The organism is Kitasatospora sp. NPDC018619, from assembly GCF_044391605.1.
GTDB lineage: Bacteria > Actinomycetota > Actinomycetes > Streptomycetales > Streptomycetaceae > Kitasatospora.
In genome coordinates, this window is sequence record NZ_JBISAI010000020.1 from 34,661 (window position 1) to 59,151 (window position 24,491).

Genomic DNA, 24,491 nt, shown 5'->3' on the forward strand with positions numbered 1-24,491 from the left:
GGCCTTCCGCACGGTAGACCATTACCCCGATGCCCGCCCACCCATTTCCGGACCACTACAGGATCGGCTCGCAGCCGATCGCCCTGCCCCCGGCGGTGAGGAACTGCTCCCAGGTCGTCGCGCCGATCAGGTCGCGGAAGCCGTCGGCCTCGAACCGGAAGCGGGTCGGCTTGCCCTGGCAGGTGGCCGTCACCTCGTTCTGCCCCGCCCACTGGGCCCGGCCGAACGCCGGCTCGGAGTCGCCGGTCCACGGTCGGACGAGGCGGGGATCGGTGTCGATGACGAACGTGATCGAGGACCTGCGGTCGGCGACCGCACGGATGCTGCAGGCCCAGAGCGGATCGCTCGCCGTGGTCACGGTCTCCCGGTAGTCGGGGCCACCGGGCGTGGCGGGCACCGTCAGCCCCGGCAGGCCGCAGACGGCGTCGCGGTCGAGCGGGCGGTCCGTACCCGCTGCGGTCAGCCGGCTCGGTGCCGGAAGGGGCGCGCCGCCGCACCCCTGCTGCGCCGCGACGCGGTTGGCCACCGAGGTGGCGAGCCCGGCGAGTTTCGAGGCGTCGGAGGAGCCGGACTTGACCGTGGCCCGCTGGCCCTTCGCACATCCCTCCGGGAGCAGGGCGAAGGCGTACGACGACGTGTGCACGGCGCCGGCCGCACCGCCGTTCGCCGCGGCGGTGAACAGCTGGGACTCCGCGTCGACCTTGAACCTGGCGAGGTCTCCGGCTGTCGGGAGTTCGACGACGACGACCCGTTCGTTGCCGAAGACCCCGTTGTCCACCGTCACCACGCAGGAGGCGCCCGGGGCGTCCAGCTTCCCGTCGCCGTACGTCGTGGCGCTGACCTTGCCCCACCCGAGCGCGTCGTTCAGCGCGCCCGCGCTCACCGCACCGCCGCACACGCTGTCCGGCCCGAACGCGTTGGTCAGGTTGTCCGCGAGGGCCGCCCCCGCCCCCGCCGTGACCGCCGCCACGGCCACCGCGGCGACCACCGCCCGCACCCGCAGCGGCCACGTGGTGAACCCCCGCCGGTCGGGCGCCGGGTCCCTGCGCCCGGCGCGACCGTCGGCGGAGGCGTCGTCCTTGTCGTCCATGGTGTGTCGTTCCCCGGTTGTCGCTCATGGGTCGGATTCAGGCGGGCTCCCGTGGGCGGCCGGTAGGGCTCCGGCCGCCCACGGGCGGGGGTGGCTAGAGGATCGGCTCGCAGCCGATCGCCTTGCCCCCGGCGGTGAGGAACTGCTCCCAGGCCTCGCCGGTGTCGGGGAGAGGCCCGTGGACGGTGATGTCGGAGTCCATCCGGAAGTAGGTCGGCTTGCCCTGGCAGGTGGCCATTACCTCACTCTTCGTCATGGGCGAGCCGGCCCAGCGCGACCGCCCGTACGCGGGGGAGGCGTCCTTCTCGGACAGCGGGCCGCGGACCCGGGGTTCGGTCCCGATGGAGAAGGAGATCGAGGGCCGGCCTTGGTCCGTGCTGATCCGGCAGACCCACAGCGGGTCGAACGCCGTGCTCACGGTCTCCTGGAAACCCTTGCCCCCGGCCGTACCGGAAGCGGCGAACCCCGGCAGGCCGCAGACGGAGGCCGGGTTCAGCGGATGCTCCTGCCCGGCCTGGGACAGCTCGCGCGGCGGGGGAAGCGGCGCCTTCCCGCACCCCTTGTCCGCCGCGAGGCCGTTCGCCGCGGCCACCGCGAGGCGGGCGAGCTTCCCGGCGCCCGGTCCGCCGGGGCCACCCGACCTGACCTCCACGCGCACCCCGTTGCCGCATCCCTCGGGGAGCAGCGCCCAGGCCCGGTCGTCGCGGGCCGCCCCGCTCGCGCCACCGTTCACCGAGGCGGCGAACAGCCGGTCTCCGGAGTCGGCCAGATAGGGGCCGAGGTCGTCGGCCTGGAGGACCTGCACGAAGACGGACCGGTCGTCGCCGAACACGCCGTGGCTCACGCTCGCCGTACAGAACGCCCCGCCACTGGGTGACTCCCAGGCGCCGTTCGTCTCGCTGCGGACGGGGCCGGACCCGAGCGCGTCGTTCAGCGCGCCCGCGCTCACCGCACCGCCGCACACGCTGTCCGGCCCGAACGCGTTGGTCAGGTTGTCCGCGAGGGCCGCCCCCGCCCCCGCCGCGACCGCCGCCACGGCCACCGCGGCGACCACCGCCCGCACCCGCAGCGGCCACGTGGTGAACCCCCGCCGGTCGGGCGCCGGGTCGACCTTGCCGACTGGTCCGGCCGAGGTCTCATGCTGTCGTCCCGTCACGGGATCACCCCTTCCCGAAGGCCGCGGTGTGGGCCTGGGTGATCGACGTCTGGTAGTGGACGTTGGCCGAGTCCGCCAGCTGACCGAGGAGAGGGTCGCGTTCAGGTACGCCGCGCTCGTGGGCCTCCTTCATCAGCATGGCCTGCACCTGGGACTGGCCCACGGTGTAGAGCTTGCTGAGGTCACCCTGGGCCTTGGTGTCGATCTCCGAGCTGACCTTGGCCGCCCATTCGGACGTGGCGGCGTCGACGTAGCGCTGGGCTATGTCTCCCACCGGCAGCCAGCTCGTGCCGGGGAGCATGTTCGCCACCGTGCCGACGTAGTGATAGTCCATTTTGGCCTTCCAGTTGACCTTGAACTGCTCGTCGGACTTGTGGTCGGTGATGGTGTCTGCCTGGACGGCATCGAGGGCGCCGAGCGCCTTGGCAGCCTGGTTGACGGCACCTTCGAACTTCGGATCCGGTCGGCCGTTGACGTCCCTGAACGCTTCCGGTCCGCACTCGGCCATTCGTCGTGCCGCCTCCTGGGTCTCGGCCAGGTGGATCAGGGAGTACGACTCAGGGTCCTCGGCGGTGCCGCGGATCACCCGGAGCAGCTGTTCGCGGGTGGTGCTCAGGCCGCCGGGCTCGGAGGCGCCCGGGAGGTCCTTGCTGAGGATGTCGTGAGTGTCGCCGATGTACTCACTGACCACGTTGGCCATCGGGCGGCGGAGTCCTGAGTACAGAGCGTTCTCGTTGCCCGCCTTGTCCCCGCCCAGAGTGGAGAGCGCGGTGTCCGTGATCCGGTTCATCACGGCGTCGTGCGGCCGCACCGGCGGCTGGCCGGGCTCGTGGCCGGTCGCGGCGGACTCCAGCATCTCCGCGAACACACGGTGGGAGGTGTCCCGTACGACGCTCTGGGGAAGCTTGCCCTCCTCGCTCTCGTCGAGCCAGGTGCGGTCCTTGAGCAGGTAGACGAGGTTCTGGTTCCTGCCTGGGTCGAGGAATTCCTGGGTCGTCGCCACGTCGCCCTTCATCATCCTCAACAGCGGGGTCAAGGGGTCGCCCTTCTGGGGGTCGGTGATCCACTCCGGGCCCCACAGCTCCTCGCCCTTGGCCTTGCTGCTCCGCTCGTAGTCCACCAGGTCATTGCCGACCTTGAGCAGGAACCCCTTGTCGTACGTGCCGCCGGCGCCCATCAGCGAGGTCAGCGCCGGGTAGTTGTCGTTCCATCCCGCCGCCGAGCCGCCCGGGCGGCGGGCGGCTGTGAGCAGGCCGTCCTGCCACTCCTTGCCCATCCCGCCGTCGCGGGTGGCGGTGGCCAGGGCGACGGACAGGTTCTTGTAGACGTCCTGGTAGCCCGCGGCGTTGTGGTTGCCGTGGGCGAGGCCGTCGTAGACCTTGCTGTACTCCAGCAGGGCCTCGGGGCCGGTCCTGCCGCCGGCGTTGAGGCCGTTGAGCAGGGTGGTGGAGAAGTCCTTGTTCTCCGCGTTGGCGGCCATGAGGGCCTGCAGCTGCTTGAGCTGGTCGTCGGTGAGGCTGCCGGCCTTGGACATCAGGTCCGTGGCCCGCTTGGCGTCGGCGACCGGGCCGGCACCGCCCGGGGCGGGGTTGAAGGCCGTGGTGCTGGTGCCGATGTCGGCCCGGAGGTCGACGGTGGCCCTCTGGTCGGCGGCGGTGGCCTTCGCGACGGCCTTGTTGAGCCGGTCCGACAGCGCCTGGGCGTTCGCCCGGATCGTGCGCTCGGCTTCGGGGTCGTTCCTCGACTCCTTCGGCACGGTCCAGTTGACCGCACCGTCGGCGGTGACGCTGAGGGAGGAGTCGGCCTGCGCGTCGTGGAGCGCCGCGTCCAGGTCGCGCCGGGCGGCGGCGAAGTCCTCGGCAGCGGTCTTCATGATCGCGGCGAGGGCGGTGGCGACGGCCGAGGCCTGTTTGAAGTCCCCGTCGATCTCCTGCATCGACGTGGTCGCCGCGTCGGCGGCGTCGCCCTTCCACCCGGCCCGCTGTGCGGTGCTGGTGAGGTCCTTGGTGACTCGCCCGTCCAGGGCGGTCAGGGCCTTGGCCACGCCGGCCCAGGCTTCGGCGGCGTCGTTGACCGCGGAGAAGTCGGCCTCGTGGAGTTCCTTGAAGGACACCATCTGTCTGTTCCTCCTCGTCCTCTACCGGCCCGCGCGGAAGTCGGTGGCGATGGTGGTCTCGTTGGAGTTGTAGTACTGCCGCGTCCGGTCCAGGTTGTTGGCGGCATTGCCGAGCTTGCCGTGCAGGGCCTTGCACTGCTGCAGCCACCGTTCGGTGCTGCTGGTGAGGGCGCCACCGAAGGCGAAGCCGCGGATCCTGGTCGACGCGGTGCTCGCGTACTCGGTGAGGCTGTGCGCGCCGGGGCCCGCCTTGCCGTTCGCGTCATCGAGGTCGGCGGCTATCTGGCGGGCTATCGCGGCGGAGGCCGTGAGCTCGTACGGGGTGTCCAGCCGGGTGGTCGCCCTGCCGGGCGGCATGAGGGGGAGCGGCGGCACGCTGGTGTCGCCGGGCTGCGACGGATTGGCGTACGGCGACCCGACGGCGGACGGGGCCGCCGGCCCCGGCCCCGGCCCCGGTGTCGGGGCCCCGGCCGGAGCGACCGGTCCCGTGACGAAGTTCTGGTTGCCCATGGCGTGCTGTGTCCCTCCCCGGTCGGCAGAGCGGTCCTCCCCCTCTCTGCGGTATGACGACCGTACAGGGAGCCTCCGTCAGTGCACGGACCCACCCTCCGTGGTGCCGGGTGCGCGGGGCGTGGCCGGGGCCACCGGGGCCGGGCCGCGCGGGAATCGGGGCGCCGGAGGGGTGCGGAGGTCTTGTTACCGGCGGGTCGCTTGCCTATCATCCCGAGTGTTACAGCTTTACTGTCAAACCCGGCGGAAGGGTTCAGTGCCAGTGGGCGACACGAGCGGGGCACCGGGGGCCGGAGGGCCGTTGGCGGGGGTGCGGGTGGTGGAGCTCGCCGGGATCGGCCCGGGGCCGTTCGCGGCGATGCTGCTGGGGGACCTCGGGGCGGACGTCGTGCGGGTGGACCGGCCGGAGCCCTCGCCGCTCGGCACCGACCCGGCGTACGACCTCAGCAACCGCAACAAGCGCTCGGTGCTGGTCGACCTGAAGGCCCCCGGGGGCCCCGGGCGGGTGCTGGACCTCGTCGAGCGGGCGGACCTGCTGATCGAGGGCTACCGGCCGGGCGTCGCGGAGCGGCTCGGGGTCGGGCCCGAGGCCTGCCTGGCGCGCAACCCGGCGCTGGTGTACGGGCGGATGACCGGCTGGGGCCAGTCCGGCCCCCGGGCGCGGACCGCCGGGCACGACCTCGGGTACGCGGCGGTCGCCGGGGTGCTCGGGATGGTGGCGGCGCCGGGCGGGGCCGACGAGGCCCCCGGCATCCCGGCCAACCTGCTGGGCGACTACGCGGGCGGCTCGCTCTACCTGGTCGTCGGCCTGCTCGCCGGGTTGCACCACGCCCGGGCCACCGGCGCCGGGCAGGTGGTCGACGCCGCGATCGTGGACGGCGCCGCGCACCTGGGCAGCATGCTGTGGGGCCTGCTCGCGGCCGGCCACTGGCAGGACCGCCGGGGCGTCAACCTGCTGGACGGCGGCGCCCCGTTCTACGCGGTCTACCGGGCGGCCGACGGCGGGCACCTGGCCGTCGGCGCGCTGGAGCCGCGCTTCTACGCGGAGTTCGCCCGGCTGCTGGAGCTGGGCCCGGACGCGCCCGACCAGTACGACCCGGCCCGCTGGCCCGAGCTGCGCGCCCTGATCGCCGCCCGCTTCGCGACCCGTACCAGGGCCGAGTGGGAGGCCGTCTTTGCGGGCTCCGACGCCTGCGTGGAACCGGTGCTGACGATGCGTCAGGCAGCCGCCGACGGCCACCTGGCGGCGCGCGGCACGTACGTCGAGGCGGGCGGCGTCACCCAGCCCGCCCCCGCCCCGCGCTTCTCGGCCACCCCGGGAGCCCTGCGCCGCCCGCCCGCCAGGCCGGGCGCGGACACCGCCGAAGTGTCCCGGGACTGGCGCGTCCCCTCCCTCGACCCCCTCAACCCCTCGGCAGAGCAAGGAGAGTAGCGGTGCAGCGCGAGATCCTCACCGAGCAGCACGAAGACTTCCGGGCCACCGTGCGGGCCTTCCTGGCCAAGGAGGTGCTGCCGCACTACGACCGCTGGGAGAAGGCCGGGATCGTCGACCGGTCCGCGTGGCTCGCGGCCGGCCGCCAGGGCCTGCTCGGCCTCGCCGTCCCCGAGGAGTACGGCGGCGGCGGGACCCCGGACTTCCGCTACGCGGCCGTGCTGGCCGAGGAGTTCGCCAGGGCCGGCGCGTCCGGGCTGGCGATCGGCCTGCACAACGACATCATCGGCCCGTACCTCACCTCGCTCGCCACCGAGGAGCAGAAGCGCCGCTGGCTGCCCGGATTCTGCTCGGGCGAGCTGATCACCGCGATCGCGATGACCGAGCCCGGCACCGGGTCCGACCTCCAGGGCATCCGCACCCAGGCCGTCGACCGGGGCGACCACTTCCTGCTCAACGGCGCCAAGACCTTCATCTCCAACGGGATCCTCGCCGACCTGGTGATCGTGGTCGCCCGCACCACCCCCGAGGGCGGCGCCCGCGGGCTGAGCCTGCTGGCCGTCGAGCGCGGCACGCCCGGCTTCGAGCGCGGCCGCAACCTCGACAAGATCGGCCAGAAGGCCCAGGACACCGCCGAGTTGTTCTTCGAGGACGTCCGGGTGCCGAAGGAGAACCTGATCGGCGAGCTCAACGGCGGCTTCGTCCACCTGATGCAGAACCTCGCCCAGGAGCGGCTCACCATCGCCGCCGCGGCGATCGCCGGCGCCGAGTACCTGGTCGAGATCACCACCGACTACGTCAAGCAGCGCGAGGCCTTCGGCCGGCCGCTCGCCAAGCTCCAGCACGTCCGCTTCGAGATCGCCGAACTGGCCACCGAGTGCGCCGTCACCCGCGCCTTCGTGGACCGCTGCATCACCGAGCACAACCGCTGGGCGCTCACCCCGGCCGACGCCTCGATGGCCAAGTGGTGGGCCACCGAGCTGCAGAAGCGCACCGCCGACCGCTGCCTCCAACTGCACGGCGGCTACGGCTACATGAGCGAGTTCCCGGTCGCCCGGGCGTTCACCGACGGCCGCATCCAGACCATCTACGGCGGCACCACCGAGATCATGAAGGAGATCGTCGGCCGCTCCGTCCTCGGCTGACCGTCCCTCCCCAAGCCCCCTGCCCTGAAAGGCGTTCCCACCGTGACCACCGAAGCGTACGTCTACGACGCGATCCGCACCCCGCGCGGCCGGGGCAAGGCCACCGGCTCGCTGCACGGCACCAAGCCGATCGACCTGGTCGTCGGGCTGATCCACGCACTGCGCGACCGCTTCCCCGGGCTGGACCCGGCCGCGATCGACGACATCGTGCTCGGCGTGGTCAGCCCGGTCGGCGACCAGGGCTCCGACATCGCCCGGATCGCGGCCATCGCGGCCGGCCTGCCCGACACCGTCGCCGGCGTCCAGGAGAACCGCTTCTGCGCCTCCGGCCTGGAGGCCGTCAACCTGGCTGCCGCCAAGGTCCGCTCCGGCTGGGAGGACCTGGTCCTGGCCGGCGGCGTCGAGTCGATGTCCCGGGTGAAGATGGCCTCCGACGGCGGCGCCTGGTTCGCCGACCCGATGACGGCGTACGAGACCAACTTCGCCCCGCAGGGCATCGGCGCCGACCTGATCGCCACCATCGAGGGCTTCTCCCGCACCGACGTGGACGCCTTCGCCGCCGAGTCCCAGGCCCGCGCCGCCAAGGCCCAGGCGGACGGCCTGTTCGACCGCTCGGTCGTCCCGGTGCGCGACCGCAACGGCCTGGTCGTCCTGGAGCGCGACGAGTTCATCCGCCCCGGCACCACCGTCGAGACCCTGGCCGGCCTCAAGCCCTCCTTCGCCGGCATCGGTGAGGCGGGCGGCTTCGACGCCGTCGCCCTGCAGAAGTACCACTGGGTCGAGGCCATCGACCACGTCCACCACGCGGGCAACTCCTCCGGGATCGTGGACGGGGCCGCGCTCGTCGCCATCGGCAACCGCGAGGTCGGCGAGCGGTACGGGCTGCGCCCGCGCGCCCGGATCGTCTCCGCCGCCGTCTCCGGCTCCGAGCCGACCATCATGCTCACCGGCCCCGCCCCGGCCACCCGCAAGGCGCTCGCCAAGGCCGGGCTCACCGCCGCCGACATCGACCTGGTCGAGATCAACGAGGCCTTCGCGGCCGTCGCCCTGCGCTTCATCCGCGAACTCGGCTTCCGCCACGACCAGGTGAACGTCAACGGCGGTGCGATCGCGCTCGGCCACCCGCTCGGCGCCACCGGCGCGATGCTGCTCGGCACCGTGATCGACGAGCTCGAGCGGCGCGACCAGCGCTACGGCCTGATCACCCTCTGCGTGGGCGGCGGCATGGGCATCGCCACCATCGTCGAGCGCATCTGACCTCCCCTCCCAGACCTGGAGCACCTGATGAGCGACACCACCACCATCCGCTGGGAGCAGGACCAGGAGGGCGTGGTCACCCTCGTCCTCGACGACCCCACCCAGTCCGTCAACACCATGAACGAGGCCTTCACCGCCGACTTCGAGGCCGTCGTCGGGCGGCTGGCCGCCCTCGCCGCCTCGGACGGCCTGCGCGGTGTGGTGATCGCCTCCGGCAAGAAGACCTTCTTCGCCGGGGGAGACCTGCGGATGCTCTCCGCCGCCCGCCCCGAGGACGCCGCAGCCGTGTTCGAGAAGTCGATGCGGATCAAGCGCGCGCTGCGCACCCTGGAGACCCTCGGCAAGCCGGTCGTGGCCGCCGTCAACGGCAGCGCGCTCGGCGGCGGCCTGGAGATCGCCCTCGCCTGCCACCACCGGATCGCCCTCGACACCCCCGCCAGCCGGATCGGCCTGCCCGAGGTCACCCTCGGCCTGCTGCCCGGCGGCGGCGGGGTGGTCCGCACCGTCCGGCTCTTCGGCATCACCGACGCCCTGCTGAAGTTCCTGCTCCAGGGCCGCCAGTACCGCCCGGCGCAGGCGCTGGAGCACGGGCTGGTGCACGAACTGGTCGACACCCCCGAGGAGCTGACCGCCCGGGCGCGCGCCTGGATCGAGGCCAACCCGACCGCCGTCCAGCCCTGGGACGTCAAGGGGTACAAGATCCCCGGCGGCACCCCGGCCACGCCGGCCTTCGCCGCCAACCTGCCGGCCTTCCCGGCCAACCTGCGCAAGCAGCTCGGCGGTGCGCCCTACCCGGCCCCGCGCAACGTGCTGGCCGCCGCGGTGGAGAGCGCCCAGGTGGACGTCGACACCGCGATGGCGGTCGAGGCCCGCTACTTCACCGAGCTGGCCTGCGGGCAGACCAGCAAGAACATGATCCAGGCGCTGTTCTTCGACATGCAGGCCGTCAACTCCGGTGCCGGGCGCCCGAAGGACGTCGAGAAGCGGCTGGTCCGCAGGGTCGGCGTGCTCGGCGCCGGGATGATGGGCGCGGGCATCGCCTACGCCTGCGCCAAGGCCGGCATCGAGGTCGTGCTCAAGGACGTCAGCGTCGAGGCCGCCGAGCGCGGCAAGGCCTACTCCCGGGGGCTGCTGGACAAGGCCGTCGCGCGCGGGCGCTCCACCGAGGCCAAGCGCGACGAACTGCTGGCCCGGATCACCCCCACCGCCGAGACCGCCGACCTGGCCGGCTGCGACGTGGTGATCGAGGCGGTCTTCGAGAACACCGAGCTCAAGCACAAGGTGTTCCAGGAGGTCGAGGGCGTGGTCGGCCCCGACACCCTGCTCTGCTCCAACACCTCCACCCTGCCGATCGGCCTGCTCGCCGAGGGCGTCGAGCGCCAGGCCGACTTCATCGGGCTGCACTTCTTCTCGCCGGTCGACAAGATGCGCCTGGTCGAGATCATCCGCGGCCCGCGCACCGGGGACGAGGCGCTGGCCCGGGCCTTCGACCTGGTCCGGCAGATCGACCGGACGCCGATCGTGGTCAACGACTCCCGCGGTTTCTTCACCTCGCGGGTGATCGGCCAGTTCCTCAACGAGGGCGTCGCCATGGTCGGCGAGGGCGTCCACCCGGCCAGCGTCGAGCAGGCCGCCGCGCAGGCCGGGTACCCGGCCAAGGTGCTCTCCCTGATGGACGAGCTCACCCTCACCCTGCCGCGCAAGATCCGCGACGAGTACCGGCGCTCGGTGGAGGCCGCCGGCGGCACCTGGACGCCGCATCCGGCGGACGCGGTCGTCGACCGGATGGTCGACGAGTTCGGCCGCCCCGGGCGCAGCGGCGGCGCGGGCTTCTACGAGTACGGCGCGGACGGCAGGCGCGGACGGCTCTGGCCGGGGCTGCTGGAGCACTTCGGGGGGTCCTCGGCTTCCGCCGGTGCTTCTGCCGAGTCCTCCGCCCAGTCCTCCGCCGAGCCCTCGGCCGAGCCCTCGGCCGTTCCCTTCGAGGACCTCAAGGAGCGGATGCTGTTCAGCGAGGCGCTGGACTCGGTGCGCTGCCTGGAGGAGGGCGTGCTGACCTCGGTCGCCGACGCCAACGTGGGCTCGATCCTCGGCATCGGGTTCCCGGCCTGGACGGGCGGCGTGTTCCAGTACATCAACGGGTACGAGGGCGGCCCGGCCGGCTTCGTGGCCCGTGCCCGCGAGCTCGCGGCGGCGTACGGCGAGCGGTTCGCGCCCCCGGCGCTGCTGGAGCGCGTCGCGGCCGAGGGGCGGACCTTCACGGACTGACCGCTGCGGGCTGGCCGCCACGGGCTGGCCTTCAGGGGCTGGCCTTCAGGGGCTGACCTTCACGGGCTGGTCGGTCCCGGGTGAGGGCGTGCGCCGCGCGTCCCCACCCGGGGCCTGTCCCAGGGCCTACTCCGGGGCCTGTCTCGGCTCCGGTTCCGGTTCCGGTTCCGGGGCCTGTCTCCTCTCCGGTTCCGGCTCCACGGGCGGCTCCGGGTCCTGCCCCGGATCCCGGCCGAGCTCCTCGCCCAGCTCCTCCCGGAGCGAGCGCTGGAAGGCCGTGACCAGGGCCTGTGCCACCATCGGCTGGATGTGGTCCGTCAGCGCGCGCATCCGGGCCAGCTCCGCCGGCTCGGGCTCGCTCTCCCGGTAGGGCTTCCACACCGTCTCGCGGAACAGCCGGTGCAACTCCCGGGCCGTCGCCCGGCTGTGCTCCAGCACCACCCCGCGGGCGGCCAGCAGCGTCTCCAGCGGGATCGGCACGTCGAGGATCCGCACGCCCAGCGGCAGGAGCCCGGGATCCGCCCGGAACACCTCCGGATCCCGCGTCCGCTCCAGCGCGCCCATCGCGGCGAGCCGTTCGACCTGCTCCTCCGTCAGCCCCCGCCCGGCCCGCCGCTCCAGCTGCGCCCTGGTGACCTCCTCCGGGGTCTCCGGCGTCCAGGACGCCACCAGCGCGCGGTGGATCGCCAGGTCCATCGGCGAGCTGTCCTCCGGCAGCCGGGCCAGGTACCGCTCGATCGCGGCCAGCGTCAGGCCCTGCCGCTGCAACTCCTCGATCAGCCCCAGCCGGTCCAGGTGCGCCTCCCCGTACAGCCCGACCCGCCGCGGCCCCAGTTCCGGCGGCGGCAGCAGCCCCTTCGTGCCGTAGAACCGGACCGTCCGCACCGTCACCCCGGCCCGCGCCGCCAGCTCGTCCACCGTCAGCCGTACCCCGGCCCCTGATTCGGCCCCGGTGCCGGTTCCGGCCCCGGCCCCCGTTTCGGTCCCGGGCCCGGCCCCGCCGTGGTCCCCCATCCGCCGCCTCCCGCGCTGGCACACTCCTGCTGTGACAGCAGCAGTGTGACAGTGCGGGCCGGGGCGGTCCACCGCACGGGCGGGCGGGTGTTCGGCCTCCGCGCGACGGATGCCCCCGCCCGTACGGGCGGGGGCATCCGGGGGTCCGTCGCCGCGGTGGGTCAGACGAGGGCCGCGTGGTGGCGGCGGGTGACCTCGGGGTGGGCCCGGGTGTAGCCCTTCCACTCGTTGAGGCCGAAGTCGGCGAACAGCGGGTTGTCCGGGTCCTCGGTGGCACGGGGGGCGTGGTGGGCGAGCGGGAAGTCCAGCGGTGCGATGTGGGCGTCGAGGCGGGGGTTGTAGAAGAAGGGCACCGAGAAGCGCTCGCGGGCGCCGGGCGGGCTCACCACGCGGTGGCTGGTGGCCTTGAGGTAGCCGTCCGTGGCCACCTCCAGCAGCTCGCCGAGGTTGACGACGAAGGCGCCGTCGAGCGGCGGGACGTCCAGGAAGGTGCCGTCCGCGCGCTCGACCTGGAGGCCGCCGACGGTGTCCTGCAGCAGCAGGGTGATGAAGCCGTAGTCCTTGTGGGCGCCGACGCCCTGGCCGGCGCCGTCCGGGGCGGTGCCGGGGTAGCGGACCAGCTTGAGGCGCAGGTGGGGGTGGACCGCGAAGGCCTCGTCGTAGAAGTCGGGGCGGGCGCCGATCGAGGCGAGGAGCTCGTGCAGCAGGCGGCGGGCCACCGCGCCGAGGTGGTCGATCCAGCCGAGCGCGGCGGTGCGCAGCTCGGGGAGCGCCTCGGGCCACTGGTTGGGTCCCTCCAGCCACCAGTACGGGGGCTCGCCGCTGCCGGGGACGTGCGGGGGCAGCTCGGCGCCGATGTCCAGCTGGTCGCGCCAGTCCTGGCTGCCGCCGGTGCGCTCGTCACCGGTGCGGGTGTAGCCCCGGTAGTGGGGGGAGTTGAGGTTGCTCACGGCGAGCCGGTCGGCTTCCGGGAGCGCGAAGAAGGCGCGCATGGCCCGGGTGAGCGCGGCCGTCTCCTCCGGGGTGACGCCGTGGCCGACCAGCTGGAAGAACCCGACGCCGGTGGCCGCGGCGCGGAGCTCGTCGTGCAGGCGGCGGCGGTCCTCCGGGCCGCCGTCGGCGAGCGAGAGGTCGATCACCGGGAGGGCGTCCACCGGGGCGGAGCCGGTGCCGGTCTCGGATATGGGCGTGTACTGCTGCGTCATGTGTGACATCCGCTGGGTCTCGTCCCGGCTGGTCCCGGTGGTCGACCGGGGACGCCGGAGCAGCGCCTGGTGCGGCGGGTGCTCCGGGAGCCGGGAGGTGGCGGCGGCCGGGCAGGGGCCGCCGGTGAGGGTGGGTGGCGCGAGGTTCAGCCGGAGCGTCGACAGGACATGGTCGTCACGCGGAGCAGGTCCACGTGGCGGCGGCGAACAAGGATGAGCACCTCACCAGCCTAATTGACCCGTTCTGCGGCAGGCGAGCCCCGTGCAGCGGAGGGCCACTCGCCACTTGTCGGTGATCTATCACGTTGTGGGTCGGGTCGGTGGTACCGGATCCCGGGCGGGGCCCGGTTCGGGGCTGCGGTCGGTACGGGCGGTGGCTGCGGTCGGTACGGGCGGTGGCGGCTCCTTCAGGAGTTGTTGAGGTAGGCCAGGACGGCCAGGACCCGACGGTTGTCGTCGTCCGAGGGCTGGAGGCCGAGCCGGACGAAGATCGACGCGGTGTGCTTGGCGACGGCCCGCTCGGTGATCACCAGCTGCTGGGCGATCGCCGCGTTGGACCGGCCCTCCGCCATCAGCGCCAGCACCTGCCGCTCACGCGGGGAGAGGGTGGAGACCGGGCCGGCCGAGGAGTTGTGGGTGAGCAGTCGGGTGATCACCTCCGGATCCATCGCGGTGCCGCCCTGGGCGACCCGCCGTACGGCGTCGATGAACTGGGTGCCGTCCATCACCCGGTCCTTGAGCAGGTAGCCGATCCCGCCGGTGCTGCCCGCCAGCAGCTCGCGCGCGTACAGCTGCTCGACGAACTGGGACAGCACCAGGACGGGCAGGCCCGGATGGGCCTGGCGGGCCGCCAGCGCCGCCCGCAGCCCCTCGTCGGTGAAGCCCGGAGGCAGCCGGACGTCCACCACGGCGATGTCGGGCCGGTCCGCGGCCACCGCGGCGAGCAGCTGTTCCCCGTCCTCCACCGCCGCGGTGACCTTCATGCCGTTGGCCTCCAGCAGCCGGGTCAGGCCGTCCCTGAGGAGGAAGAGGTCTTCGGCGATGACAACGCGCACGGGATCTCCAGGTTCACAATGGTCGGTCCACCGGGCGGGCTGCTGATCGCTAGCACCCCGTCGAAGGCGGCCAGTCGGCGTTCGGTTCCGCTGAGGCCCGTCCCCCGGGACGGCTCGGCGCCGCCGCGCCCGTCGTCGGTGACCGATATCCGCAGCAGCCCGTCACTGTGCCCCATCTCGATCCACACCCGCGAGGCCCCGGAGTGCTTCACCGCGTTGGCCAGCAGCTCCGTCACCGCGAAGTAGGCCGCCGACTCCACCGGGGCGGGCGCCCGGCCGGGCAGGCCGCCGGCGAAGCCGACCGGCAGCGGCAGGTCCAGCGCCGTCGCCCGTACCGCGTCGGCCAGGCCGCGGTCGGCGAGCACCGGTGGGTGGATGCCGCGGACCAGGTCCCGTAGCTCGCCCAGTGCCTTCACCGAGGACAACCGGGCCTCGGCCAGCAGCGGCCCGAGGGCGTCCGGGTCGTCCTTCAGCTGCTCGGCGACGGTCAGCAGCATGCCCAGCGCCACCAGCCGGGCCTGGGCCCCGTCGTGCAGGTCCCGTTCGATGCGGCGCAGCTCGGCCGCGCCGGCGTCGATGGTGTCCGCCCTGGTCCGCGCGAGGTGGCTGACCCGGCGGGCCAGCTCGGCCCGCCGGGAGGGCCCGAGCAGGGCGCGGGCGGCCGCCTCGTGGATCCGCAGGACCGGTGGGGCGGCCCACAGGGCGGCGACCGGGGCGACGGTCAGGCCCGTCGAGTAGACGACGCCCAGGGCGAAGAACCGGCCGTCCCGGCCGAACACCTCCAGGGCGACCGGGGCCAGCAGGACGCTCGCGGCGGTGAACAGCACGGCGCCGCCGCTGAGCAGCGTCCAGACGAAGTCCCGCCAGATCGCCGGGTCGGCGAGCCAGCCGCCGGCCCGCAGCCGCTGCCACGCCCCGGCCCCGTTGCCGCCCGGGCGGCGGTACGGTACCGGGATCGGCCGCCCGCTCCACTTCCCGACGGTGCGCCTCGTCTCCGTGGCGATCCAGCGGGCGCCGAACAGTCCGAGCACCAGCAGCGAGGGCGCCAGCCAGGCCGCACCGGACCGGCCGCCGGGCGCGGCGCCGCCGTAGATCTGCGCCGCCATCAGCGCTATCGCCCCGGGCGCGAACAGCGCGGCGCCGACCGCCCGGCCGCCGCCCCCGGTGGCCCAGCAGAGCGCCCAGACGGCGACCGGCCCCAGCGGCAGCGCGAGGACCAGCGGCCCGCCCGGGTGGAGGCCCTGGGGCTCGTCCGGCCCGAACAGCGCGGTGGCCAGCAGCACCGGCCCGGCCAGCAGCGCGAGGAACCCCGTCACGGCCAGTGTCACCGCGTACCACGCCCGCACGCCGTCGGTGCAGGCCCGGCCGACCCGAAGGGCCAACCCGTCCAGTACTCCCGTGTTCATCCGGCGCGCCCCCTTTCCCTTCCGCGGCCCCCCGTGGACCTCGGTTCCGACCTTTCGACGAGTCAGTCTGCCGGGCGCGGGCCTCCGGCGCTTTAGGCCTGAACACCCAGTTCGGGGTGTATCTGGATACACCCAGCAGAGGCCGCCCAGACGGCTGTCGGCACGTGCCGCCGATTCGTAGCGTGATGTTCCGTCAGCCGGCCCGGGGTTCCCGGGGCCGGACCCCGAACCGTGGAGGGCCCGTGAACGCGCCGATCATCCGGATCCGCGGCGTCAGCAGGACGTACGACAGATCCGACGCCGCCCGCCCCGCCCTGTCCGGGCTCGACCTGGAGGTCCGGGCCGGCGAGGCGGTGGCCGTGCTCGGCCGGTCGGGCAGCGGCAAGTCCACCCTGCTGAACCTGATCGCCGGGCTCGACCGCCCGAGCGAGGGCGAGGTGGAGGTGGACGGCGTCGCCGTGCACCGGCTCGGCGAGGCCGCGCTGGCCGAGTACCGGCGGGCCCGGATCGGCATGGTGTTCCAGTTCTTCAACCTGCTGGACGACCTGAACGCGGAGGACAACGTGCTGCTCCCGGCCCAGCTGGCCGGGATGGGGCGGGCGCAGGCCCGGGCCCGCGCCCGGGAGCTGCTGGAGCGGCTGGGGGTGGCCCGGCACGCCAAGGCCTTCCCGGGCCGGCTCTCCGGCGGCGAGCGCCAGCGGGTCGCGGTGGCCCGGGCGCTGATGAACCGTCCGCCGCTGCTGCTGGCCGACGAGCCGACCGGGGCGCTGGACACCGCCTCGGCCGCCGACGTCCGCGACCTGCTGCGCGGGCTCAACGCCGAGGGCCAGACGATCCTGCTGGTCACGCATGACACGGCGCTCGCCGGGGGGTGCGCGGACCGGACGGTCGAGCTGCTCGACGGCCGGCTGGTCCGGGACACCGCCGCCGTGGCGGCTCCTGGGGGTGGCCGATGAGCGCGCTCGGCAAGGTGGTGCGCGCCGGGGTCGGCCGTCGGCGGGTGCAGACCGTGGTGATGGTGCTCACCACGATGGTGTCCGTGACGGCGTGCGTCCTCGCGCTCGGGCTGCTGGTCGCCGCCCGGGGCCCGTACCAGCGCTCCTTCGCCGACCAGCACGGCGCCCACCTCAACGTGCTGTACGACCGCGCGTCGGCGAGCCCCGCGCAGCTCGCCGCGACGGCCCAGGCGCCCGGTGTGACGGCCTCGGCCGGCCCCTACCCGGCGGTCGCCGTGCAGCCGCGCTCCGGCCCCGGCACCCGGATCCCGCCGGCCGGGAGCCCGCTGCCGCCGATGACGCTGGTCGGCCGCGCCCAGGACGGCCCGCTGGACGGCTTGCGGATCACGGTCGGCCGCTGGATCGCGGGCCCCGGCGAGGTGGTGTTCCCGGACGGGCGCTCCCCGCTGGCGGTCGGCGACACCATGGAGTTCCCGGACCTGCCGGGGCGCCCGACGCTCAAGGTCGTCGGCCTGGCGGCCTCGGTCTCCTGGAGCGCGGACGGCTGGGTCGCCCCCGAGCAGGTGGCCGCGCTGACGGCGCACGGCGCGGAGCCCGCCGTCCAGTACCTCTACCGCTTCGCCCACGCCGACAGCGACGCCGAGGTGGAGGCCGACCGTGCCGCCCTGGCCGCCGTCCTCCCGGGCGGGGCGCTGGCCAAGGCCACCTCCTACCGGGCCGCCCAGGAGGAGGCGAACCGGACGGCCTCGACCTTCGTCCCCTTCGTCACGGCCTTCGGGGTGCTCGGCCTGGCCATGTCGGTGCTGATCATCGGCGTCGTGGTCAGCGGCACCGTCAGCGCCGCCACCCGGCGGATCGGCATCCTCAAGTCCCTCGGCTTCACCCCGGCCCAGGTGGCGCGCGCCTACGTCGGCCAGGCGCTGATCCCCGCCGGGATCGGCACGGTGCTCGGCGTGCTCCTCGGCAACCTGCTGTCCGTACCGGTCCTCGGGCTGGCCCACAAGGCCCTGCGCGGCGGGCTGCTCGGCATCCCGGCCTGGGTGGACGCCGTGGTCGCGCTGACGGCCCTCGGCGCGGTCGCCGGCACCGCGCTGGTACCGGCGCTGCGGGCCGGGCGGTTGCGGACGGTGGAGGCGCTCGCGGTCGGCCGGACGGCGCCGGGCGCCAAGCGGGCAGCCGCCCGTGGAGCGGTCGGCGGGGGCGGCCCGGCGGGCCGGTGGGCCCGGGCGCAGGACCTGGTCGGCCGGTTGCCGGTGCCCCGGTCGCTCAGTCTCGGCCTGGCATCCCCGTTCAACCGGCCGGGCCGCACGGCGACCACCGGTGCCGCCGTGGCACTGGGCACGGTCGGGGTCACCCTCTGCGTCGGCCTGACGCTCTCGCTGGGCTCACTCCAGGAGGGGCTGGAAGCAGACCGCGCGGGCAAGGTGGTGGTCCAGGCCCCGATCGAGGGCGCCGAACAGCCCGTCGGGCAGGTGGACGAGGCGGCGGTGGCCCAGGCCATCGACTCCCGTCCGGGCACCCGGGCCTGGTACAGCAGCGCCCCGGCCGCGGTCGACCTGGCGGGGAGCACCGGGCGCTCCGACGTGGTCGCGTTCGACGGCGACGCCTCCTGGAGCGGCTTCCAACTGGTCTCCGGCCGCTGGTTCCACGGCCCGGGCGAGGTCGTGGTGGCCACCGCCCATCTGCGGGCCACCCAGGCGAAGGTCGGTGACACCGTGACCCTCACCGCGCACGGGCACAGCACCCCGGCGACGATCACCGGTGAGGTCCTGGCCACCCGTGACGTGGTGTTCACGGACCGGGCCACACTGGCCCCGCTCGGCGGCGTGATCCAGGGGGACGCCCTCGCCTTCCGCATCGACCTCACCCCGGGGACCGACGCACAGGCCTACGCCGACGGGCTGGACCAGGCGGTGAAGCCACTGGGCCTGGGAGCCGAGCCAGGCGGCGAGCACATCAACCTCGTGGTGCTGGCGATGAACACGCTGGCGGGCACGCTCACGCTGCTGCTCGCCGTGGTGGCGGGGCTCGGGGTGCTCAACACCGTGCTGCTGGACACCCGGGACAGGGTGCACGACCTCGGGGTGTTCAAGGCGCTCGGGATGTCGCCCCGGCAGACCGTCGGCATGGTGCTCACCTCGGTCTGCGGCAGCGGGCTGGCAGCCGGCTTGATCGGCGTCCCGGTCGGCATCCTGGTGCACCACCAGGTGATGCCCGCGATGGCCCGGGCCGCCGGGATGGGAGTGCCGGCCGCCGACCTCGCCGTGTTCGCCCCGTCGGTGGTGGGGCCGCTGATACTCGGCGGCCTGGTGCTGGCCCTGCTGGGAGCCGTCCTCCCGGCGGCGTGGGCGGCCCGCACCAGGACGGCCACGGCGCTGCGCACGGAGTGACGGCGGGCCGGGCTGGACGGCGCCGTCCAGCCCAGCCCGTCCAGCCCAGCCCGTCCCGCCGAGCCCGGCCCGTTCAGCTCAGCCCGTCCCGCCGAGCCCGGCCCGGCCCGGTTCAGGACAGCTGCGCCGCCGCGTACGCCTCCATGGCGGCACGCTGGTACGCGGCCAGACCGGGGGCGATAGCCTCGTACGCGGCGTGCCACTGCTCGTTCTCGGTGCAGGAACGGGCGATCGCCAGGTACTCCTCGCGCGGCACCGGCCGGATGGCGCGGAGCAGCCGGTACTCCTCGCCGATCGTGCTCTGCACGGGCTCGGCGTCGACCGGGTGGCCGGCTGCCATCAGCTCCGCCAGGTGGATCATGCGGGCGGTCCGCTCGCGCTGTCCGGCCTCGACCTCGGCCGGGGTCATCGCGGCGGTCGTGCGCCGGGCCGCCTCGGCGTGCTCGGGGAAGTCCCGCAGGCTGGCGTCGACGTCGTCGGGCTGGATGCCCTCGAACAGGTTCTCGGGTCGGTTGATGGTCATGGGCGTGCCGTCCTTCCGGGAGTGTTCCAGGTCGGCGATCGTGCGGGACACGGTGGCGGCCAGGGCGTCGAGCCGGTCGCGCTCGGCGACCAGCCGCCGGCGGTGGCCCCGCAGGGCCTCCAGCTCGTCCACCTGGTCACCCAGGATCCGGGCGATCTCGGTCAGGCCCACGCCCAGCGCCCGCAGTACCAGGATCTGTTGCAGCTGGAGCAACTGCCGCTCCTCGTAGTAGCGGTGGCCGTTGGAGCCGATCCAGGCCGGCGGGAGCAGTCCGATCTCGTCGTAGTGCCGGAGCGTCCGAGCCGTCACACCGGACATCCGGGCCACCTCGGCGATGGGCCAGGCCATGGCTGCCTCCTTCCTCTCCATGCCCTCGTGTCGATGCCCCCGTGTGTCCTGTCCCCACGTTCGCGTGGACCGAGGCCGGTTCTGCGGCCTCGCTCACGACGGTAGAAGCTGCCGCTGCGGCAGCTTCAAGCCCGAACCCGCGTCGACTGCACGCCGCCGCCCGCGAGCCGCCGCCCGCGAGCCGTCGCCCGCACGTGGCCGCCGGCTGCCACCGGGCGGCGCCTACGCCTCGCCGAACCAGTCCAGGGACTGCCCGTGCGGTCCGGTGAAGGCCACCGGCCGCTCGTCCAGGGCGAGCGCGAACAGCCCGGAACCGGCCGGGGCCGGGCGCGGAAGGCGCCGGGCGACGGTCGGCAGCACCGAGACCGCCTCGTTGGAGATCCAGTGCCCGGGCAGCTCGCGCATCGTCGCCGCGAATTCCTCCCGCTGTTCCGGCGGCAGGTACGCGAGCACCGCGCTGTGGAACACCACCGGGGTCGCCCCCGTCGGGGCCTGCGCAACCAACTCCCGTACCGTCGCGTTGAGATCGCCGCGCACCAGCAGCGGCGGTTCGGCCCGGGCGATCCGGACGGCGCCGCGCAGCCGCTCCAGCCGGTGGGCCTGCTCCGGCCAGACCAGCGACTCCAGCCAGCGCATGTCCTCCTCGGCCCGCACGTCCAGCGGATTGAGGTCGATCCCGGCCCGCCAGACCACCTCGGGCAGCCGTTCCCGCAGGGAACCGGAGAACGGCACGGGCCCGCTCACCACGCAGTCCAGCGTCACCGGACCCGGCTCCGGACCCGACTCAGTACCCGCCTCCGAATCCAGCTCCGGACCCGCCTCCGGGCCCGCCCCCGAACCGCCCCCGAACCGGCCCCGAACTCGGCCGCGAACCCGGCGCCCGAATCGTTCAGCTGCCGGTACCGATAGCGGTACCGGTCCGGGTACAGGCAGAGCCCGGCCGAGGCGCCCACCTCGATCAGGGCGAGCGGCTGCGGCAGCGCGGCCAGCAGCGGCAGCAGGGTGGCGCAGCGGCCTGCCTCGTTGGTCTGTGTCCGCCGCTCCAGCATCGTCGCCGAGACCCCGGCCCAGTGCTCCGCCGTCCAGTCGTGGAAGGCGGGCCAGCCCTCCGTCACCGGCCCGCCCAGGTGCCGGACGGCGCCGAACAGCAGGTTCGGCTGCCGCTTCGCCGCCGGAAGCCCGTCCAGCAGCGCGCACAACCGCCCGTCCCCGGCGACCCGTTCGGCCAGCTCCTGGTAGATCGGCGAGTTGCCGCGCGCCTCCCGCTCCGCGAACGCCCGGTACAGCTCCTGCGTCTCGTCGTGCATGCCCGCAGATCCTTTCGACGCCCTCTCGGATTCGGATGATCCGATCGACCCAGGCTATGCCGGGCCCGCCGCGCCTCCCGCCACCCGCAGGGCGCTGACCAGTGCATCGAGCACCGGCCGGCCCCAGGAGCCCTCCCGCACGGCGGCGTGCAGGGTGCGCACCGGTTCGGGGCCGCGCAACCGCCGGACGACGACCTCCGGGTGGCGCTGGGTCAGGCCCAGCTCGGGGACCAGTGCCACCCCCAGACCGGCCGCCACGAAGCCCTGTGCGGTGGCGTAGTCGGCGCTGTCCACCGCGACCGCGGGGCGGAAGCCGACCGCCTCGCAGGCGGCCCGGACGATGTCCCGGCAGGGGCCGGGCGGCTCGGCTCCCACCCAAAGCTCGTCCGCGAGTTCGGCCGCTTCCAGCACGCGCCGGGCGGCGAGCCGGTGGCCCCGGGGCAGGACGGCACGGTACGGATCGTCCCGCAGGTGGACCAGCCGCAGGCCGTCCGGGGGCGGCGCGTCCGTGGCGCGGACCACCACGGCCAGGTCGGCGCGGCCGTCCCGTACCTCGGTGAGCGGGTCCTCGGGGTCGGTCGTCCCGAGGTCGAGCCGTACACCCGGGTGCTCCCGGCGGAACGCGGCCACGGCCGGGGCCACCAGCGCGGCACCGGCCGTGGCGAAGTAGCGGACGGTCAGACTGCCGCTGCGCCCGGCCCGCAGGTCGGCCAGCGCGGCGCCCGCCTCGGCGACCTGCCGGTCGATGGCGGCGGCGTGCCCGGCCAGCAGCAGCCCGGCGGCGGTCGGCCGGACGCCCCGACCGATCCGCTCCAACAGCGCCGTCCCGGTCTCCCGCTCCAGCGTCGCCACCTGCTGGCTGACGGCGGACGGGGTGTAGCCGAGGGCGGTGGCGGCGGCGCTCACCGAGCCGTGGTCGACCACGGCGCGCAGGACCAGCATCCGGCGGGCGTCCGTGGCAGGGGCGGGCTGGCTGCTGGTCTCGCTCAAGACCGGGATGGACAACGTGGTCGGGGTGAGCCTGCGTCAGCGGATGACCCCGGACGCGCTGCTCGGCCGGATGAACGCCACGTTCCGCTTCCTGCTCACCGGCGCGCTGGCGGTCGGCTCCGCGCTCTCCGGCCTGCTCGGCGAACTCCTCGGCCCGCGCGCCACGCTCTGGATCGGCGGAGTCGTCCTGGCGACGGCCTTCCTGCCGGTGTTCCTGTCCCCGCTCCGCACCCGCCGCAGCCAGCCGCAACCCGCCGAGGCCCACCCCGAGCACCCCGAGCACCCCGGCCAGGGCGTTCAGCCGAGCAGCCCGCCCATGTGCCCGTCCTCGGCGAGCAGCCGCCAGGAGCAGCCGGGGGAGGCGAACGCCTCCGGGTCGACGGCCTCCACCAGCCGGTCCACCACCGCGCTCAGCAGCGACTGCGGATCGAACACCGCCCACGTGTCCCGGGCGCGGCCGTAGTCCCAGCGCTCCCACTCGGCGCGCAGCCGCTCGTACGTCCAGAGGGCGTAGAGCAGGGCCGACAGGTCGCGGTTCAGGTACGCCTCGGGGTGGCCGTCGTCGTACCAGTCCGGCAGCTCCAGCCGGCCGGTGGCGCCGTCGAGGGCGATCGTGAGATCGGTCGGCCAGTCCCCGAGGGCGAGGAAGTCGCGCTGGTACGGGCGGTCCTCCTCGCCGTCGAAGTACTCGGGGTACGCCTCGCCCATGGTGACCAGCGGCTCCTCGCACACCCCGAACATCGCCCCGCCCAGCGGCAGGCCGACCTCGGTCAGCAGTTGCCGGGTCGGCCGGTGCACCAGGGCGGCGGGCAGGTCCTCGGCCCGGAAGCGGTGCACCCGCCCGGGGCCGCCGTCCTGGTCCGTCAACGCGGCCAGTTCCGCCACCAGCTCCGGGGTGATCGCGTACGCGGGCCCGCCCGGGCCGCCCGGCAGGGCGCCCCAGCCCAGCGCCCGCACCAGCAGCGCGGTGCCCCAGTGCGGGGGCGGTACGGAGCCGTCGCCGAACAGCCCGGGATCGATCTCCCGCATCCGCCGCTCGGCCGCCGCCAGCACCTCGGCCAGCACGGCGGGCCCGCGCCGCCCGTCCATCTCCTGCGGCTGCCGCGCCGCCTCGGCCACCGCGTCCACCTCGCGCACCAGGCCCGCCAGCGCGGCCACGTCGGAGGCCAGCAGGTCGCGCCGGGGGCCGCCGCCGTCCAGGAACACCTGACCGGTCACCCCGTCCAGCAGCACCAGGTGGCCCGCGGCGAACGGCGTGCAGTACTCCGTCTCCCCGAGGACGAACAGCCGCTCCGCGTCCGTCGGCACCGCCGTCAGCTCCCCGCCCCCGATGGCCGCGAAGTCCAGGAACGCCCCGGCGGACGGCAGGCCCTCCCGGGCCAGGAACTCCCGGCTCGCCGCGTGCACGACCCCGCCCGGCAGCTCCGCCAACCGCTCACACCCCACGTGCCCCACCCCTCCCGGCCTACCCCGTGACCCACAGACCCTAGCGGCCCGGCCCGACACCTTCCGGCCCGACACCTCCCGGCCCGACACCGCCGCTCCCCCCTCCTCGCCCGACACCTCCTGCCCTCGACTGCCGCCGTGCCCGTCCCCCTTCGGGGCCCGCACCGCCGCCGCCCCCGGTCCGTGGGGTCCGTAGAGTGCGGGGATGAAGCGCTATCTGCTGACCGGCACCCCGGGGGCCGGGAAGACGGCGGTCCTGCGGTGGCTGGAGTGCGCCGGCCACCCGGTGGTCGAGGAGGCCGCCACCGACGTCATCGCGCTGCGCCAGGCCCAGGGCGAGCCGGAGCCGTGGACGGACCCGGCGTTCGTGGACGCGGTGGTCACCCTGCAACGGCGGCGGCAGGAGGGGGCCGTCGGCCGACCGGGGGAGGTGCGGTTCTTCGACCGCTCGCCGGTGTGCACGTACGCCCTGGCGGTGTACCTCGGCCATCCGGTCACGCCGGTCCTGGCCCGGGAGCTCGACCGGATCCGGGCGGAGGAGGTCTACGAACGCCGGGTGTTCTTCGTGGAGAGCCCGGGCTTCGTCACCCCGACCGAGGCGCGGCGCATCTCCTACGAGGAGTCGTTGCGGTTCGAGCGGATCCACCGGGAGGCCTACGCGCAGTTCGGGTACGTGTGCGTGCCGCTCGCCCCGGGGCCCCTCGCCGACCGGGCGGCGGCCGTCCTGCGGCACGTCGGAGCACCGGGTGACCGGCACGGAGGCTGACGGCCCGGCCGAGGCCGCCGGCTCAGCCGAGGCCGCAGACCCCGGCCCGCCCGCCCGTCGGCTCAGCCCAGGCCCGCCCGCCCGTCGGCTCAGCCCAGGCCGCAGACCCAG

The 24,491-nt window shown here is 74.4% G+C and carries 20 protein-coding genes and 1 pseudogene; 8 read left to right on the forward strand and 13 right to left on the reverse strand.

The annotated features are described in order from the left end of the window. Window positions 1-55: 55 nt before the first annotated feature. The 4 genes from ACH5AR_RS27250 to ACH5AR_RS27265 all read right to left on the reverse strand — a co-directional run bounded on the left by ACH5AR_RS27250 (window position 56) and on the right by ACH5AR_RS27265 (window position 4,719). The gene (locus ACH5AR_RS27250; RefSeq protein WP_396304149.1) at window positions 56-1,090 is read right to left on the reverse strand and encodes a hypothetical protein; all 1,035 of its coding nucleotides are present in this window, start codon (window positions 1,088-1,090) and stop codon (window positions 56-58) included. A 94-nt stretch (window positions 1,091-1,184) separates the two neighbouring features. Further along, entirely contained in the window at window positions 1,185-2,246 is a 1,062-nt protein-coding gene (locus ACH5AR_RS27255; RefSeq protein WP_396304150.1) for a hypothetical protein, read from the reverse strand. A 4-nt stretch (window positions 2,247-2,250) separates the two neighbouring features. Then, window positions 2,251-4,362: a hypothetical protein gene (locus tag ACH5AR_RS27260; protein WP_396304151.1), complete on the reverse strand. Its 2,112-nt coding sequence runs from the start codon at window positions 4,360-4,362 to the stop codon at window positions 2,251-2,253. A gap of 21 nt (window positions 4,363-4,383) precedes the next feature. Then, the gene (locus ACH5AR_RS27265) at window positions 4,384-4,719 is read right to left on the reverse strand and encodes a hypothetical protein (protein WP_396304152.1); all 336 of its coding nucleotides are present in this window, start codon (window positions 4,717-4,719) and stop codon (window positions 4,384-4,386) included. Window positions 4,720-5,182: 463 nt separating this feature from the next. Here ACH5AR_RS27265 and ACH5AR_RS27270 point away from each other — a divergent pair, with 463 nt between their 5' ends. The 4 genes from ACH5AR_RS27270 to ACH5AR_RS27285 are packed head-to-tail and all read left to right on the forward strand — an operon-like array spanning window position 5,183 to window position 10,974. After that, entirely contained in the window at window positions 5,183-6,304 is a 1,122-nt protein-coding gene (locus ACH5AR_RS27270; protein WP_396304224.1) for a CaiB/BaiF CoA transferase family protein, read from the forward strand. Window positions 6,305-6,306: 2 nt separating this feature from the next. After that, entirely contained in the window at window positions 6,307-7,449 is a 1,143-nt protein-coding gene (locus tag ACH5AR_RS27275; RefSeq protein ID WP_396304153.1) for an acyl-CoA dehydrogenase family protein, read from the forward strand. Window positions 7,450-7,491: 42 nt separating this feature from the next. Continuing rightward, entirely contained in the window at window positions 7,492-8,706 is a 1,215-nt protein-coding gene (locus tag ACH5AR_RS27280; protein WP_396304154.1) for an acetyl-CoA C-acetyltransferase, read from the forward strand. A 27-nt stretch (window positions 8,707-8,733) separates the two neighbouring features. Beyond that, complete coding sequence (locus tag ACH5AR_RS27285; RefSeq protein WP_396304155.1) at window positions 8,734-10,974, forward strand: 3-hydroxyacyl-CoA dehydrogenase NAD-binding domain-containing protein; 2,241 nt, start codon at window positions 8,734-8,736, stop codon at window positions 10,972-10,974. A gap of 126 nt (window positions 10,975-11,100) precedes the next feature. On the opposite strand, the gene ACH5AR_RS27290 is transcribed toward ACH5AR_RS27285, so the two are convergent. The 4 genes from ACH5AR_RS27290 to ACH5AR_RS27305 all read right to left on the reverse strand — a co-directional run bounded on the left by ACH5AR_RS27290 (window position 11,101) and on the right by ACH5AR_RS27305 (window position 15,654). Continuing rightward, a complete protein-coding gene (locus tag ACH5AR_RS27290) occupies window positions 11,101-11,988 on the reverse strand; it encodes a MerR family transcriptional regulator (protein ID WP_396304156.1) in 888 nt (295 codons plus the stop codon). A gap of 161 nt (window positions 11,989-12,149) precedes the next feature. After that, window positions 12,150-13,193 carry an isopenicillin N synthase family dioxygenase gene (locus ACH5AR_RS27295; protein WP_396304157.1) on the reverse strand — a complete coding sequence of 348 codons (1,044 nt, stop codon included), beginning with the start codon at window positions 13,191-13,193 and terminating at the stop codon, window positions 12,150-12,152. 407 nt (window positions 13,194-13,600) lie between these two features. Then, window positions 13,601-14,248: a response regulator transcription factor gene (locus ACH5AR_RS27300; RefSeq protein ID WP_396304158.1), complete on the reverse strand. Its 648-nt coding sequence runs from the start codon at window positions 14,246-14,248 to the stop codon at window positions 13,601-13,603. Further along, a complete protein-coding gene (locus ACH5AR_RS27305; protein WP_396304159.1) occupies window positions 14,200-15,654 on the reverse strand; it encodes a histidine kinase in 1,455 nt (484 codons plus the stop codon). Before ACH5AR_RS27305 ends, ACH5AR_RS27300 begins: the two co-directional genes overlap by 49 nt. A gap of 242 nt (window positions 15,655-15,896) precedes the next feature. Between ACH5AR_RS27305 and ACH5AR_RS27310 the strand changes: the two genes are divergently transcribed. Further along, window positions 15,897-16,610, forward strand: a complete 714-nt coding sequence (locus ACH5AR_RS27310) for an ABC transporter ATP-binding protein (protein WP_396304160.1) — start codon at window positions 15,897-15,899, stop codon at window positions 16,608-16,610. Further along, window positions 16,607-19,000 carry an FtsX-like permease family protein gene (locus ACH5AR_RS27315; RefSeq protein WP_396304161.1) on the forward strand — a complete coding sequence of 798 codons (2,394 nt, stop codon included), beginning with the start codon at window positions 16,607-16,609 and terminating at the stop codon, window positions 18,998-19,000. The genes ACH5AR_RS27310 and ACH5AR_RS27315 overlap by 4 nt, the downstream gene beginning before the upstream one ends. Before the next feature lie 112 nt (window positions 19,001-19,112). Here ACH5AR_RS27315 and ACH5AR_RS27320 read toward each other — a convergent pair whose 3' ends face one another. From ACH5AR_RS27320 to ACH5AR_RS27335, 4 genes are all read right to left on the reverse strand, one after another. Next, a complete protein-coding gene (locus ACH5AR_RS27320; RefSeq protein ID WP_396304162.1) occupies window positions 19,113-19,871 on the reverse strand; it encodes a MerR family transcriptional regulator in 759 nt (252 codons plus the stop codon). A gap of 222 nt (window positions 19,872-20,093) precedes the next feature. Then, entirely contained in the window at window positions 20,094-20,633 is a 540-nt protein-coding gene (locus tag ACH5AR_RS27325; RefSeq protein ID WP_396304163.1) for a DUF2332 family protein, read from the reverse strand. Continuing rightward, window positions 20,630-21,178, reverse strand: coding sequence for a DUF2332 family protein (locus ACH5AR_RS27330; protein WP_396304164.1), 549 nt, complete (start codon window positions 21,176-21,178; stop codon window positions 20,630-20,632). Before ACH5AR_RS27330 ends, ACH5AR_RS27325 begins: the two co-directional genes overlap by 4 nt. Before the next feature lie 54 nt (window positions 21,179-21,232). Further along, window positions 21,233-22,120, reverse strand: coding sequence for a LysR family transcriptional regulator (locus ACH5AR_RS27335; RefSeq protein WP_396304225.1), 888 nt, complete (start codon window positions 22,118-22,120; stop codon window positions 21,233-21,235). A gap of 55 nt (window positions 22,121-22,175) precedes the next feature. Here ACH5AR_RS27335 and ACH5AR_RS27340 point away from each other — a divergent pair. Beyond that, window positions 22,176-22,370: pseudogene (locus ACH5AR_RS27340) on the forward strand (MFS transporter); the annotation flags it as partial. Window positions 22,371-22,465: 95 nt separating this feature from the next. On the opposite strand, the gene ACH5AR_RS27345 reads toward ACH5AR_RS27340, so the two are convergent. Continuing rightward, window positions 22,466-23,599: an SUKH-4 family immunity protein gene (locus tag ACH5AR_RS27345; protein WP_396304165.1), complete on the reverse strand. Its 1,134-nt coding sequence runs from the start codon at window positions 23,597-23,599 to the stop codon at window positions 22,466-22,468. A gap of 220 nt (window positions 23,600-23,819) precedes the next feature. Here ACH5AR_RS27345 and ACH5AR_RS27350 point away from each other — a divergent pair, with 220 nt between their 5' ends. Continuing rightward, window positions 23,820-24,380 (forward strand): ATP-binding protein, encoded by a 561-nt coding sequence (locus ACH5AR_RS27350; protein WP_396304166.1) that lies wholly within the window; start codon window positions 23,820-23,822, stop codon window positions 24,378-24,380. The last annotated feature ends 111 nt before the right edge of the window (window positions 24,381-24,491 follow it).